This window comes from Acidiferrobacter sp. SPIII_3, from assembly GCF_003184265.1.
In the GTDB taxonomy this organism is placed as follows: Bacteria; Pseudomonadota; Gammaproteobacteria; order Acidiferrobacterales; family Acidiferrobacteraceae; genus Acidiferrobacter.
On sequence record NZ_CP027663.1, the window covers coordinates 1,406,051 to 1,420,155 of the forward strand.

12 protein-coding genes and 1 pseudogene are annotated in these 14,105 nt (G+C 65.6%); 11 read left to right on the forward strand and 2 right to left on the reverse strand.

Annotation, left to right across the window (positions count from 1 at the left end):
• Nucleotides 1–53: 53 nt before the first annotated feature.
• Nucleotides 54–257, reverse strand: a complete 204-nt coding sequence (locus C4901_RS07035; RefSeq protein WP_065968927.1) for a cold-shock protein — start codon at nucleotides 255–257, stop codon at nucleotides 54–56.
• Nucleotides 258–541: 284 nt separating this feature from the next.
• Here C4901_RS07035 and C4901_RS17610 point away from each other — a divergent pair, with 284 nt between their 5' ends.
• From C4901_RS17610 to C4901_RS07045, 3 genes are read left to right on the forward strand one after another with little or no spacing between them, the layout of a single operon-like run.
• On the forward strand, nucleotides 542–991 hold the full coding sequence (locus tag C4901_RS17610; protein WP_168185608.1) for a hypothetical protein: 450 nt from the start codon (nucleotides 542–544) through the stop codon (nucleotides 989–991).
• Nucleotides 988–3,102 carry a glucans biosynthesis glucosyltransferase MdoH gene (mdoH, locus tag C4901_RS07040; RefSeq protein WP_168185609.1) on the forward strand — a complete coding sequence of 705 codons (2,115 nt, stop codon included), beginning with the start codon at nucleotides 988–990 and terminating at the stop codon, nucleotides 3,100–3,102. Before C4901_RS17610 ends, mdoH begins: the two co-directional genes overlap by 4 nt.
• Nucleotides 3,103–3,137: 35 nt before the next feature.
• Nucleotides 3,138–4,889 carry a glucan biosynthesis protein gene (locus tag C4901_RS07045; protein WP_168185610.1) on the forward strand — a complete coding sequence of 584 codons (1,752 nt, stop codon included), beginning with the start codon at nucleotides 3,138–3,140 and terminating at the stop codon, nucleotides 4,887–4,889.
• Between the two features lie 12 nt (nucleotides 4,890–4,901).
• Here the strand turns inward: C4901_RS07045 and C4901_RS07050 are convergent, their stop codons facing one another.
• The gene (locus tag C4901_RS07050) at nucleotides 4,902–5,453 is read right to left on the reverse strand and encodes an outer membrane beta-barrel protein (protein WP_110136718.1); all 552 of its coding nucleotides are present in this window, start codon (nucleotides 5,451–5,453) and stop codon (nucleotides 4,902–4,904) included.
• Between C4901_RS07050 and C4901_RS07055 the strand changes: the two genes are divergently transcribed.
• The 8 genes and pseudogenes from C4901_RS07055 to C4901_RS07090 all read left to right on the forward strand — a co-directional run bounded on the left by C4901_RS07055 (nucleotide 5,452) and on the right by C4901_RS07090 (nucleotide 14,087).
• Nucleotides 5,452–6,078 (forward strand): bifunctional 2-polyprenyl-6-hydroxyphenol methylase/3-demethylubiquinol 3-O-methyltransferase UbiG, encoded by a 627-nt coding sequence (locus C4901_RS07055; protein ID WP_110136719.1) that lies wholly within the window; start codon nucleotides 5,452–5,454, stop codon nucleotides 6,076–6,078. The genes C4901_RS07050 and C4901_RS07055 overlap by 2 nt on opposite strands.
• Nucleotides 6,079–6,080: 2 nt before the next feature.
• A complete protein-coding gene (locus tag C4901_RS07060) occupies nucleotides 6,081–6,638 on the forward strand; it encodes a hypothetical protein (protein WP_110136720.1) in 558 nt (185 codons plus the stop codon).
• 226 nt (nucleotides 6,639–6,864) lie between these two features.
• The gene (locus C4901_RS07065) at nucleotides 6,865–8,199 is read left to right on the forward strand and encodes a DEAD/DEAH box helicase (RefSeq protein ID WP_110136721.1); all 1,335 of its coding nucleotides are present in this window, start codon (nucleotides 6,865–6,867) and stop codon (nucleotides 8,197–8,199) included.
• A gap of 467 nt (nucleotides 8,200–8,666) precedes the next feature.
• Nucleotides 8,667–9,224: pseudogene (locus C4901_RS19285) on the forward strand (reverse transcriptase domain-containing protein); the annotation flags it as partial.
• Nucleotides 9,225–9,733: 509 nt separating this feature from the next.
• Nucleotides 9,734–11,065, forward strand: coding sequence for a group II intron reverse transcriptase/maturase (gene ltrA / locus C4901_RS07075; RefSeq protein ID WP_205736253.1), 1,332 nt, complete (start codon nucleotides 9,734–9,736; stop codon nucleotides 11,063–11,065).
• A 127-nt stretch (nucleotides 11,066–11,192) separates the two neighbouring features.
• Complete coding sequence (locus C4901_RS07080; RefSeq protein WP_110136723.1) at nucleotides 11,193–12,614, forward strand: sensor domain-containing diguanylate cyclase; 1,422 nt, start codon at nucleotides 11,193–11,195, stop codon at nucleotides 12,612–12,614.
• 183 nt (nucleotides 12,615–12,797) lie between these two features.
• Entirely contained in the window at nucleotides 12,798–13,175 is a 378-nt protein-coding gene (locus C4901_RS07085) for a DUF2784 domain-containing protein (protein ID WP_110136724.1), read from the forward strand.
• 84 nt (nucleotides 13,176–13,259) lie between these two features.
• A complete protein-coding gene (locus C4901_RS07090) occupies nucleotides 13,260–14,087 on the forward strand; it encodes an undecaprenyl-diphosphate phosphatase (RefSeq protein ID WP_110138563.1) in 828 nt (275 codons plus the stop codon).
• The last annotated feature ends 18 nt before the right edge of the window (nucleotides 14,088–14,105 follow it).

A 14,105-nucleotide genomic window follows, 5' to 3' on the forward strand; every position in this document is an offset into this window, starting at 1 on the left:
GCCCCGAGGGGACCGCCGGCCGGTCTACGACAGGTCTTAAGCCTTTTTCGGGCTTAGGCCGGTGTGACCTGAGTGGCCTGAAGACCCTTCGGTCCCTTCTCGACCTGGTAGGTCACGGCCTGGCCTTCGGCAAGGGTCTTGAAGCCCGAGCCGCTGATAGCCGAGAAATGCACGAATACGTCCGCGCTTCCGTCCGAGGGGGAAATGAAACCGAAACCCTTCGCTTCATTGAACCACTTCACTGTTCCTGTTGCCATTCTGGTATTGCCTCGATGTGTATGAAGAACTGATCCCCGTTATCCGGGTATAATTGCAGGATCGAAGGAGATATACGGGAAATTGCCGAGTGAAACTTCGTGTAACGTCCGTTCGTGTAACGTCCTAAAGAGCAGCTGCAATGGGGATAAGCTACGCTAGTTCTGCGGGCCTTGCAACTGGGATAATGGAGGGGGGCGGACCTTCGTCGGAGACCGGCCCGGCGGCCGGCTTGGCACAATCCGGCCATGGTTCGGTCCGGCGTATGGAACTTCCGTGAGGCCCTATGGACTTAAACGGGGTGCGGGCAGGCAAGGTCGTGACGGCAAGGCGCGGGCGCAAGGGCGGATGTGATGAAGGGGATGGTGTGACAGTAGACGAGCGAACGCACAGGCGGGTGCGTACGATTCCGCTCGACGTGGCCGAACCTGCGGAGATACGTGGGCGGGTGCGCGCCTATCTTACGGTCCTCGGGTTTGAGGCATCGCGCGCCGAGGCCTGGGCACAGCAGGCCTGCGAGGGCGCCACGGGCGGCGGCGAGGCGTTCGCGCGCTTGCGCGCCATGTTCGTCGCGGAGCTCGCAGCGCGTGCCCCGCATGTCGCCGATGACCCGGAATGCGCGGCGCTTGCGCGCTTGTCCGTGTGGTTGCAGGCCGAGCCTGCGAGGCTTGCCACCCTGCCGCTTACGCCCCCGCTCACGCGCCAGCCGATGGCGTCAGAGCGAGTGCGTTCATGAGCGGCGGTCCACGGCGCGGGCCCGCATCGCGTTACGGGGGGGTGTGGCGGGGTCTGTTGCTGGCGGTGCTGGTATTGATGCCAGGCGTGGTGGCCGGCGAGTTCCTGCTCCAGGTGCTTCCGCACCCGGGCTTTACGGTCTTGAATGATGCCTTGGCGGTGGTGTTCGGCTGTCTGTTCGGATGGATATCGGTCGGGCTTTGGATCTCGCTTGCGGGCGCGCTGCTGTTACTGTTTCGCAGACGCTCGCGCCTGAAGGTGCCGGTCGCCACCCCGGGCGATGCGCGCGTGGCGCTCGTCGTCCCCGTGTTTCGCGAGGACCCGCACCCGGTGTGCGCGCGTATCGAGAGCGTGTACCGATCCCTGGAGGCCGCCGGACGCCTCGCGCAGTGCGATTTTTTCCTGCTCAGTGACAGCAATGACGCTGATGCCTGGGTGGAAGAGGAGGTGGCGTGGGCCGGGCTGCGTGCGCGCCTGGGGGCCGATGCGCGCATCTACTACCGGCGCCGGCGCCTCAATATCAAGCGCAAGAGCGGTAATATCGCGGATTTCTGCCGGCGCTGGGGCTCTCAATACCGTTATATGGTGGTGCTCGACGCCGACAGCCTCATGACCGGTGAGGCCCTCGGGCGGCTCGTGGACCTCATGGAGCATAATCCTTCCGTGGGTCTGATCCAGACCTTGCCGGCGGCCATCCACCAGAACACCCTGTTTGGCCGTGTCCAGCAGTTCGCAAGCCGTTTGTATGGCCCGGTGTTCGCAGCCGGGCTGCATTTTTGGCACATGGGCGAGGGCCATTACTGGGGCCACAACGCCATCATCCGTGTGGCGCCGTTCGTGCATCACTGCGCGCTGCCGCGCCTGCCGGGTTCCGGGGCCTTCGGCGGCGAGATCATGAGTCATGACTTCGTCGAGGCGGCGTTGTTGCGGCGCGCCGGATGGGAGGTCTGGCTTGAGCCTGCGCTCGAGGGCAGCTATGAGGAGACGCCACCGACCTTGCTCGACGAATTGAGGCGCGACCGGCGCTGGGCGCAGGGCAATATCCAACATACGCGCCTCATCTTTGCGCGCGGTTTCGTGCCGCTGCACCGCGTGGTGTTCGCAAACGGCATCATGTCCTACGGATCGTCGCTTTTGTGGCTGGCGTTCTTGCTGCTGTCGACCGCCGAGGTGATCCTGCACGTCCTCATCCCGCCGCGCTATTTCCCGCGCGCGCATGTATTGTTCCCGGTATGGCCGGTGTGGCACCCGGAGTGGGCGGCGATGCTGTTGTGGTTTACGCTCGCGATCCTGTTCGTCCCCAAGCTCCTCGCGATCGCGCTTGCGATCGTGAACCGGCGCACACGGGGCTTCGGGGGGGCGGGGCGCTTGCTGGCCGGGGTCTTTGCCGAGAGTCTGGTGTCCTCGTTGCTGGCGCCGGTGCGCATGCTCTTTCACACGGTGTTCGTGATCTCGGTGCTCATCGGGCGCAAGACCCAATGGGGTCCGCAGGCGCGCGGCGATGCCAGCACCGGTTGGCGGGAGGCGGCGCGTCACCATGGTCCGGGCACGGCGCTCGCCATCACCTGGGGGGGCTTAGTCTACATCCTGAGCCCATCCTACTTTTGGTGGCTGCTGCCGGTCATGGGGGCGTGGGTCGTGGCCATACCCGTATCGGTGTGGCTAAGCCGCGTGGGACCGGGGCGCAAGGCGCGGGATCTGGGGTTGTTTGTGACGCCCGAGGAGACCGATCCGCCGGCGCTTTTACGTCTCTATCGACAGGCGCTGGCGGCGCCCGGCCTTGCGCGTTGCACCGCCGCCCGGGGATTCCTTGCGGCGATCATCGATCCGGGGGTGAACGCCTTGCACTGCGCGCTCCTGCGTCCGTCCGAGAGCCGTCACGAGGGCATGGTGCTGAGCCGTCAGCAGCTGATCCTGACGGCCATCAAGGATGGGCCGGCGGCGTTGAGCGCAAGCGACAGGCTGCGGCTCTTGAATGACCGTGACAGCGTGGCGGCCCTGCACTGGCGGGTATGGGCATTGCGCACGCCGCGCGCCCGGTATTGGCTCACAGACGATATGACGCCGGTCGATCGGCCGACACCGCCGCCGTTCGTCCAGATGCACCATTAGCGTCGTGCACGGTTTTCAAGATATCAGGGGGGATTGTGGGTAGACAGAGTTTCTGGCCGATGATGATCATCGGCGCCGCGGCCGTGGCCTTGACCGGCTGCGCGACCACCGGGGCGGTCCGCAAGGTTGCGCTCGAGGCCAAGAAGGCCGACCAGAAGGGCCATCAGGCGCTGGCGGCGGTCAAGACCCTGCGCCGCGAGCGCAAGATTTCCGACCAGGCCTTCGCGCAGGCTATCGCGCAGATCGCAGGCGAGCAGCAACAGCTCGCGCAAGGCCTCGGGCGGCTGCGCGCCCAGGAGCGCCAGACGATGCACCGCGTGGCGCCGAAGATCGCGCCGCGGCCGGTGGCGATCACCAAGGCCGCCGCGGATGCGTTTTTCGGGCAAGTGGTGGCCCGCGCCCGGGCGCTGGCGGCGGCCCCCTACAAGGCGCCAGGGCAGGTCTCCAAGGGCCTGCGCAAGCTCGATTTTTCGCAATACAGCAAGATCTCCTATGCCGGCCGTGTCCCGGGGTGGCCGGCCGGTACGCCGTTTCATATCCAACTGTATCCGGCCGGCTATCTCTTCACCTGGCCGGAAACGATCCACATCATCTCCGGCACGCAGCACATTACGCCCAAACTGCCGATCACGGTGGCCGGCGACCCCAAGCTCGCGGCGCGCCTGCCGAAGACCATCCCGCCGGCCGGCTTTAGCGCCTTCACCGGCTTTGGCAAGGGTCCGGCGGTCGATGAGTTCCTGTCGGTGTTGGGCGCGAGCTACTTCCGCGCGGTCGGGGCCGGACAGTCCTGGGGGCTGTCGGCGCGCGGAGTGGCGGTCGATACGGCGCTCCCGCACCGCGCCGAGGAATTCCCGTATTTCCGGGAGTTCTGGGTGTTCGCGGCCCATGCGCACGCCCGCCATCTGGCGTTTTGCGGGCTGCTAGACAGCCCGAGCCTCACGGGCGCCTACCGCTTCGTGGTGCGTCCCGGGGCCGACACCGTCGTTGATGTCAAAGAGGTCTTGTTCGAGCGCCAGCATGTCCGGCGCCTGGGGATAGCACCGCTCACCAGCATGTTCCTCCAGGGGCGGTTCAGCCATCGTCGCTTCGATCCCATGATCCGTTCCGCGCACGATTCCGACGGGCTTGCCATGGCGCTGCCCGATGGCGGGCGGCAGTGGTGGCCATTGCGCGACCCCAAGCGCATCGCCATCTACCGCTTCCCCGAGACGAACCCGGGCGGCTTTGGGCTCATGCAGAGGGCGCGCCGCGCCGGTGACTATCGCGCCTACGGCATGCATTACGAGCGGCGTCCGAACGCCTGGGTGACGCCGGAGGGCGACTGGGGCCCCGGGCATCTGGTGTTGGTGGAGCTGCCGACCACCACCCAGACCAACGACAACATCTCGGCCTTCTGGGTGCCGAAGAACCAGCCGCCGGCACTCACGCCCATGACCTTCCATTACCGCATCAATTGGACCGGCGATGATCCGCGCGGCGCGCATCTCGGTTATGTCACGGCCTGGCGGCGCGCGCAGCGCCCGGCGCACACGCAGACCTACGTCATCGACTTTAAGGGGCCGGTGCTGGCGCGGTTCAGCCCCGCGGCGCTCGCCCCGGTGGTGCATGCCTATGGTCCGGCGCGCGTCGTCAAGCCGTGGCTTACGCGCAATGTCGCGGGCGACATCCGCATGCAGTTTGGCATCGTGCGCACGGGCTCGGCACCGGTCACCATCCATGCCGCGCTCCTGCAGGGCGGCACGCGTGTCACCGAGACCTGGGCGAACGCCCTGCCGCCCGCCGGCTGAGCGGCTGGCGTCTTACAGGCGGTAGCGGATGCTGAGCAGGACGCTTCGCAGGCTCTGCGTGAGCGCCCCGCGGCCGATGATGTACTGGTATTGGAGGCGCACGCCCCACGGCCGTGCCAGGCGGTAGGACAGGCCCGCGGCCACGAGCGGATTGAAGCCGTGGGCCCCGCCCCGCCCGTTGGGGCTTTCACTCCAATGCGCGCCGCCGGCCATGGCGATGAGGCGCAGGCGCGCGCTCAAAGGCACCGCGGCGACCGCGGTGAGTTCGGCGAGCGTCATCTCGTAGGCGGTCACGGATTCATACCCGGCACGCACCCCGAGCCATGATAACGGCAGGTAGCTTAACGCGAGTCCGAAATCCTTCGAGGTGCCGTCCCCGGAGGCCCGGGAGGCGCCGATATTCACACCCACCGCCCATGGGGGGCGCCGCGCCAGGGCCTGCGGCGCGGCGGCCACCAGAAGCGCCAGCAAGATCGGCGCGAGGCGGATCGATGGGTGGGGGCGAACACGTCGGGAATCGCCGGTATCGCGCGGTGTTCCTGGATAGTCTAAGCTTATGGTCATGTCGCTACCTTCCGTGGAGTTGCGGGCGTTGCTCGATGCCACCCTGGCCCATTATGAGGGCCGTGCGGCGGCGTTTTGGGCGGCCACTCGCGACCATGACGTGACGCAAAACCGCAGTGCGTTACTGGCCGCGCTCGGCCCCGGCGGCCCATGGACGATCCTTGATCTCGGTTGCGGCCCCGGCCGCGATCTTAAGGCCTTTTCCGAGCTCGGCCATCGGGCGATCGGCGTAGAGGGCGCGGCTCGCTTCGTGGCCATGGCCCGAGCATACAGCAATTGTGAGGTCTGGCAGCAGGATTTCTTGGATCTGGATCTGCCGCGGGGGCGGTTCGACGGCATTTACGCCAATGCCTCCTTGTTTCATGTCCCGCGCCAGAGCCTGCCGCTGGTGTTGGCGCGGCTGCATGCCGCCTTGCGCGCCGATGGCGTGTTCTTTGCCTCGAACCCGCGCGGGACCGGCGAGGAGGGGTATCGGGATGGGCGCTATGCGGTGTTGTACGACTGGCCTTCGTGGCGATCGCTCGTCGAGGCGGCGGGCTTTGCGCCGGTGTCGCATTATTATCGCCCCGGGGACGTACCGGTGGCGCACGCCCGGTGGATTGCCAGCGTATGGCGCAGGATCTAGCCATGCCGGTGAGGGCCCGGGGCTGGCGTCGCACCCTGAGCGTGGCGGTGCTGGCCGTACTCGTGGCGGGCGCGGCCCATCCCCCCGCGCCTCCGCGGCCCTCGCTGTTTGGGGTATTGCTGCAGACCGCGACCCGCGCCACCCTGACGCGCGCGCTGACCAACGCCCATATGACGCTTGCCCCCCACGGCCGACACCGGTGGTATGACCTCTATGAGGTCAACGGGGTCCTGAAACACGCAAGCAAGCTCGCCGTGAGCTACACGCGTGGCGGGCGCTTCGTCAAGGCCGTCTACACATTCCCGAGCTTCATCAGCACCCGGCATTTCCGCGAGGTGTTGAAGATGGTGACCGCCAAGTACGGGCCGCCGACCCACATGAAAGGGCAGTCCTCCATCGGCCGGGCGCGGGCGCGCTGGGATCTGCCGTATGGCTTTGAGATCATCGTCAAGCGCCGCTGGCCGAACCCGACGACCTATATGGTCATCGAAAATCGTGTGACGTTGATACGCATGAAGGCTGAGCAGAGGCATGCCATGGCGCATAGCGGCGCGTTTTAGTACGCGTCCTGGCGAAAGGGAGCACTCCCCATTGCGCAACAGGGGCCTTTGGCCGCATAATGGCAGCTCAGGATGGCTAATGTCTGTAGTGTTGTCGATAGCACCGTATCCCGCACGTCCCGACCTCCGTCAGTCGTTACCCTAATCCCGTCATGACCATCGCCGCCTTGAGGTGCCGATGGTGTGCGGCCGCGCGCCGCTTCCCTAGGTTTTTTCAGGAGTCTTCATGTCCTTTGCATCACTGAATCTCGCCGCCCCGTTGTTGAATGCCCTCGAGGCCGCCGGTTACGAACAGCCCACCCCCATTCAGGCGAGCGCGATCCCGGCGGTACTCGCCGGTCGCGACGTCATGGCCTGCGCCCAGACCGGGACCGGCAAGACCGCGGCCTTCCTGTTGCCGACGCTGCAGCGCCTGGAGACGCGCCCGGCGCCCGCCGGACGCGGCCCGAGGGCCCTGGTGCTGACCCCCACGCGTGAGCTCGCGACCCAGGTGCGGGATGCCGCATCCCTGTACGCCAAGGGGCTCCCGCACCTGCGTCTCGGGACCATCGTGGGCGGGGTCCCTTATCCGCCGCAGCAAAAGCTCCTCATGCGGCCGCTGGACATCCTAGTGGCGACCCCGGGACGTTTCCTCGACCATATGGAGCGCGGGCGTGTCGATTTTTCGCGTCTTGAGGTCGTGATCCTAGACGAGGCCGACCGCATGCTCGATATGGGCTTTCTCACGGATGTCGAACGGATCATGGCGGCGACCCCCGCGACCCGCCAGACGGTGATGTTCTCGGCGACCTTCGAGGGTCGTATCGCGACGCTCGCCGGCCGGCTTTTGAAGGACCCGGAGCGCATCCGCATCGCCCCCACCGAGGCCCAGAATGCCAAGATCGCCCAGCACGTCCATTACGTGAGCGACGTCACGCAAAAGAAGGCGATGCTGATGGCCTTGCTGAACGAAGACGCGATGGGCCAGGCGATCGTGTTCACCGGCACCAAGCACGGCGCCGACCGGTTGGCCACGGCCATCGGCCAGAACGGACACACGGCCGCGGCCCTGCACGGCGATATGCGCCAGGGCGCGCGTAACCGCACGCTGGCGCAGTTTCGTGCGGGCACGGTGCGCGTGCTGGTGGCCACCGATGTCGCCGCGCGCGGCATCGATGTCGCCGCGATCTCGCATGTCTTCAATTATGATCTCCCGCGCTCCGCCGAAGACTATGTGCATCGCATCGGGCGCACCGGGCGTGCCGGTCAGAGCGGTGCGGCGGTGTCGTTTGCCTTGCGTGCCGAGCACGGGGCGCTAAAGCGCATCGAGCGCTTCACCGGTCAGCCGATCCCGGTGCGCGTGCTGGCCGGCTTTCCGGTCACAGAGGTCCCGGCGCATGGCGCGAAGGGTCCGGCCCCGGCCGGCGCCGGCCGGCCGCAGCGGTCCGGGGATCGCCAGCGCACGGGACGGCCAGGCGGCGCGCCCGGGGGCGGACGGAGTTTTGCGCGCCGATCGCAGGGCCGGGACGGGCGCGGACCGGTGGGGCGTTCGCGCCTCGAATCGGTGGGCGGGGAGTCCTAACTCCCCCTGGGCGACCCGCGCCTAGCGGGCTGCGCAGGGATCTACGAAGGGGGCTTGCGCCCCCTTTTTTTTGGTGCGCCCGGCAGGGCGCACCTGCTTGGAGGTGAAAGTCCTCTATCCACCCGGCAAGGGGAAGGGTTAGCAGAAGGCAAGGGCGTTGCGGGTGACCGGGCGTCTGGAGGAAGCCGGAAGCAAAACGCTGGCCTGACGAACAGGAAGCGGATACGAGGCGACACGTTGGGGTGAGGCAGCCAAAAAGGCCAAAGCCCGGTACTTGCACAGACGACGTGGCGTATATCCGACAGGCATAAGCGGGAAGGCAGGTGTGTCATACCCGGGGAGATCTCGCCTCATGCCTGAAAGGGCGACGCCGCAAGGCGGAGCGAGAAGTCAGCCGAGGCCATAGTAGGTGCGTTACGACCGAAGGGCCGAACATGAGAGACCGCGATTAGGACGACTGAACCTCGATGAGCGACGACGAAGCAGAATCCCGGGAAGCCGGGGCCAAGGGCCAACAGGCGGGACAGTATCCCGTGGGTAGGCCGTGTGGTGCCGAGTCGATCACGGCGGCAGCCGGGCAAACGAAAGCGGAGGTGTCACGGCTGATGGAGGCCGTGATCGAACGCAGCAACGTGTGGTCGGCGTATCAGAAAGTGGTTCGCAACGGTGGCGCACCGGGGGTCGATGGCCTGACGGTGGGATCGTTCAAGGACTGACTGAAGATGCACTGGCCCAGCGTGAGGGCAGCCTTGCTGGACGGCAGTTACCTGCCATCGGCGGTACGCGCGGTGGACATTCCCAAGCCCTCGGGCGGGGTGCGGACACTGGGCATTCCGACGGTGTTGGATCGGCTGATCCAGCAGGCGCTGCTGCAAGTCCTTCAACCGATCGTCGAACCGACGTTTTCCGCATCGAGCTACGGCTTCAGGCCGGGGCGCAGCGCCCATCAAGCGGTTCGTGCTGCCAAGCAGTATGTGCAGGACGGCCGTGCGTGGGTGGTGGATATGGACTTGGAGAAGTTCTTCGGTGCGCCAGGTTAAGCCCGGCGTTTTCAGCGGGTGAAATTCCCGCCCCGGAAAGGGGAAAGAGCCACCCCACCGGGAATCGAGTCTTGGGCTCATGAAGGTAACGACATGAGTTAAGCGTAGACAGAGCGATGTCCAGGCCGTAACGCAAGTGAAGCGATGGAGCCTCGTTATACATCCGGAGGCCGACAGGGTCGAAAACCTGGAAGGCAATAGTAGGTGACCGCTAAAGGCGATGGTCGCTGGAGACTCCGGCGGGGTCTGAGAGCACGGCATGGGCGGAAACGGAAGCGTCATGGCACCTGGGAGATCCACCGGGGTCTTGGTCTGTTGCATGGGCTGAGTATGCTGACCGAAAGGACCATCCTGAGGGCAGCAAAGGCTGCGGTGGAAGTCGGACCCGTTGGTAGTACTCGGAGCGCGGGAAAGCCGCGTACAGGGGGAAGCGGCGGGGCAGGTTGAGTGGCTGGTCCGGGGAAACATTCCCTGCACACAGAGGTAGGATAAGGGTGTCAACGCAACTGGACCAGATTGTTGGGAAAGCAAAGTCAGATTCGAAGTGCCGCTTTACTTCGCTGGCGCATCTGATCACCCCGGGGTTTCTGAAAGAAACATGGAAGCAGATGAATCGGCGGGGCGCAAGCGGGGTCGATGGTGAGACGATGCAAGAGTTCGAACGAGACTTGGACAGACGGGTTCGGTATCTAGGCGAACGCTTGAGGCAAGGAACCTATCGAGCACCACCGGTACGCCGCGTGGACATCCCGAAGGGTCCCGGCAAGGAAGGTACGAGGCCGTTGGGGATACCAACGGTGGAAGACCGATTGCTGCAAAGGGCGATAGCACGGATATTGGAAGCGGTGTTCGAGGCGGATTTCCTGGATTGCTCGTATGGATTTCGGCCAGGACGAAATCCGCATGGCGCCCTGAGGGCGTTACGTGGGATTGTCGTCACGAAGAAGGTAGGACACTTGTTCGAGGCCGACATCCGAGGATATTTCAACCACATCCAGCACGATTGGCTACTGAAGATGGTGGCTCATCGCATTGGGGACCCGGTCATCCTGCGCCTGATAGGCAAATGGCTGAACGCGGGCTTCATGGCGGGAGGGGTCGTGACGCGAACGGAAGAAGGATCGCCGCAAGGCGGGCCGCTGTCGCCGCTGCTGTCGAACATCCTGCTCACGGACTGGGATCGTGAACTGGAGAAACACGGACACGCGTTCTGCCGTTATGCGGATGACTGCAACATCTACGTCCGCAGCGAAGCGGCAGGCCAGCGCGTGATGGCCGCTATGAAGGTGTTCCTTGAGGAACGCCTGAAGTTGCAGGTCAATGCAGCGAAAAGTGCGTGTGCGCGGCCTTGGAAGCGCAAGTTTCTGGGCTACACCCTGACTAACGCGGGCGGTCGGATCAGGCTCAAGGTCGCGCACCAAAGCGTGGCCCGCCTGACCGGCCGCGTGCGTGAGCTGTTGCGTCAGGGGCGCGGGCGCAGTCTGACCCACACCATTGAGACACTCAATCCGGTGCTTCGTGGATGGGTCGGCTACTTCCAGCTCAGCGAGAGCAAGACGGTGTGGAAGGAACTTGATGGCTGGCTGCGGCGTCGGCTGCGTTGCCTGTTATGGCGACAAGCCAAGACGCGCCAGCGGCGTACCGCGATGCTGCGCAAACGAGGGCTGCCGGAGGCGCGGGCCTGGCACTCGGGACACAACGGGCAAGGCCCGTGGTGGAACAGTGGTGCCAGCCATATGAATCACGCCTTCCCGAAAGCCTTCTTCGACCGGCTGCGATTGGTCTCGATGTCTGATACTAGCCGGTATCTTCAGCGTCACTCGTGAACCGCCGTATGCGGAACCGCACGTACGGTGGTGTGGGAGGGAGCCGGAGTATTCCGGCTCCCTACCCGATGTGTGCTGGCATGGGCTATGCAAGGATTATCAGAGGACAAGGAACCGAGGGCACGGGATGGGCCAGGACGGGGAGGAGTATCCAGTATTGACGATCGGTCAGGCGCCGGCCACGGCGTCGGTGCGCATGACGGCCGCCGTCATCATCGTGACGCTTGCGGTCGTGACACTCATTGTGGCCACGCACGCCCGGGCGCCGGTGCTCATCCTGCCGGGTTTTCTGCCGGCCCTTGCCTCGTTGACCGCGCTCGCCGATCTGTTGACCGCCTACCTGCTATGGGGGCAGGCGCGTGCCGGCGAGGAGCCGGCACTGGTGGTGCTGGCGGTCACCTATCTCGGTAGTGCGGTCTTGGTCGCGGCCAACGCCTGGCTCTTTCCGGCGGCATTCTTCGTGGCCGGAGGGCGCATGGGCGAGGCCGCCGCATGGCTATGGGTGTTCTGGCACCTAGTCTTTGCCGGCGGCGTCACGGCCTATGGCCTGTACCCGGCCGCCTGGTCGAACCTTGCGGACTTCCCGCGCATTGTCCGAGGCAGCGCCGGGATCATGCTGATTTTTCTGGTCGCGGCTTTGGCGTTTGCACAGTCGGGGTATCTGCCGACGCTCGTCGGCGGCACGCGCTTTCATTTGCCTCCCTTTCTGTTGGCCTTGATGCCGAGCGCCATGGTGTTGGCGATGGCGGCGCTCGCCTATGGTCGCAGGGCGCGTACCGTGCTCGATACCTGGCTGTTCGTGGCCATGACCGGGATATGGTGTGATACCGCGCTCATGCACCGCGGTGACGGGCGGTTTAGCATCGGCTGGTATGCCGCCCACGCCGTCAGTCTGGCGGCGGCCCTGGCGGTGCTCCTCGGCTGTTTGGCGGAGGTGAACCGCCTCTATGGCCGGCTCGCGTGGCGCGAGGCGCGCATGAATCACGCCAATGCCCACCTGCGCGCCGTGAACAGCGAATTGAGCACCATCGCCGAACGCGACGCCCTTACGCAGCTTTTGAACCGCCGCGCCGTCCTTCAGCACCTGAGCGAGCATTTCGAGGCCTGGCGCCAGGGCGGCGCGGCGTTTGGCGTCCTCATGATCGACCTCGATCATTTCAAGACGATCAACGATGAGTGGGGACATCTCGCTGGTGACGAGGTGTTGGCGCAGGCCGCCGCGCGCCTGCGTACGACCGTGCGAGGCAGCGATGTCGTCGGGCGTTATGGCGGCGAGGAGTTTCTGGTGGTGTTGCCGGGTACCGGTGCGCAAGGGGTGCGCGTCACCGCTGCAAAGCTGCTCGAGGCGGTGCGTGGCACGCCCTTTGGGTACCAGGGCCGGCTGATTACAGTGACCGTGAGCATCGGCGCGACGTGCGTGGACGACAAGGATGCGGAATCCGACAGTACCATTGCACGCGCCGATCGCGCCCTTTATGCCGCCAAGCGCGATGGACGGGATCGTCAGGTGTGGGCGGACCCAGCGCCGGCGGCGGACCTGTGTGCCTGACATGCCGCGCCGGGTGTCCGGCCCGTGGGGAGGGGGATTTCCGGAGACCGGTGCGCGAATATCGGAAGCCGTGATGCGCGAATTGCAACTCCTGGGCGAGCAGGACAATGGGTTGCGGCCGGCCAGTGCCGTAGCTCGACGCCGGGGTGGCGATCGAGGTCGGGGGTCGAGGAGGCCGGTGTGATGATACAGTCCTACGGGGCCGATGCGATCCTGGTCGTGCATTTCGCCTATGTGGCGTTCGTGGTGAGCGGTTTCCTGCTGATTCCGCTGGGGGCGTGGCGCGCTTGGCGGTGGACGCGCAGTGTCCGCTATCGGGTCCTGCATGGTGTCGCGATCGGCTATGTGGCGTTCGAGCAGCTGTTTGGCATCACCTGTCCCTTGACGCTCTGGGAATACCGGCTGCGCGGTGGCGCCGGCGCGCCGCGCGCCTTCGTGCCGCGGCTGCTGGCGGCGGTACTCTTTCACGCATGGCCGCCGGCGGTCTTTACCGGACTCTACCTGGGGCTGGTGGCGTTGGCGTTGTTCTATTGGTGGCGGCTGCCACCCGATCATTACTGAAAGGCGCCCGCCCGGTGCCCGTGGTCGCCTTGGCGCATGCGGGCCGGTCCTTTATACTGCCGCGAACACATCGAGGGGCGCGGGATGCAGTTGGGGCAGATGTTGGTGTTGGCGGTGGTTCAGGGCGTCACCGAGCTCTTTCCGATCAGCAGCCTAGGCCACAGTGTCCTCATCCGCACCATCCTCGGTTGGCACATCGCCAAGGCGAGCCCCGACTTCCTGCCGTTTCTGGTGGTCCTCCATGTCGGTACCGCAAGCGCCCTGCTGCTCTATTTCTGGCGGGATTGGCGCGACATTCTGGTCGGGCTCTGGCGCGCGCGCGGGCGGGCGCGCAACGAGCACGCGCGGCTCTTCTGGTTGCTGGTGGTGGCATCGATACCGGCGGGTCTCATCGGCCTTCTGTTCGAAAAGAAGATCAAGCTCCTGTTCGCCAATCTGCTGGTGGCGGCGATCTTTCTCATGGTCAACGGTGTCGTGCTTTTGATCGGCGATGCCCTGAAGAAGCGCCGTCCGGACCACACGCTCGAGCATATGAACTGGGGCAAGGCGCTCATCATAGGGGCCGCCCAGGCGCTGGCGCTCATACCGGGTATGTCGCGCTCGGGGGTGACGGTGGTGGCCGGGCTCGGCAAGGGCTTCGACTACGCGGTGGCGGCGCGCTTTTCATTCCTCATGGCGACCCCGATCATAGGCGCGGCGGCGGTGCTCGAGATTCCCAAGCTCTTTCGGATCACGGGCCATGTGGACCTCGGTGGGATCTTTCTGTCGGGCCTCTTGGCCGGGGTGTTCGCCTATCTCAGCACCTGGATCCTGATGCGCTATTTCCGCAAACAGGAGGTGCAGGCCCTGCGTCCGTTCGGCTATTACTGCCTGGCGGCCGGGGCCGCGGCGCTCGCCTGGTACTTTGCCTGAGGGCCTGTCGGCCGTCGT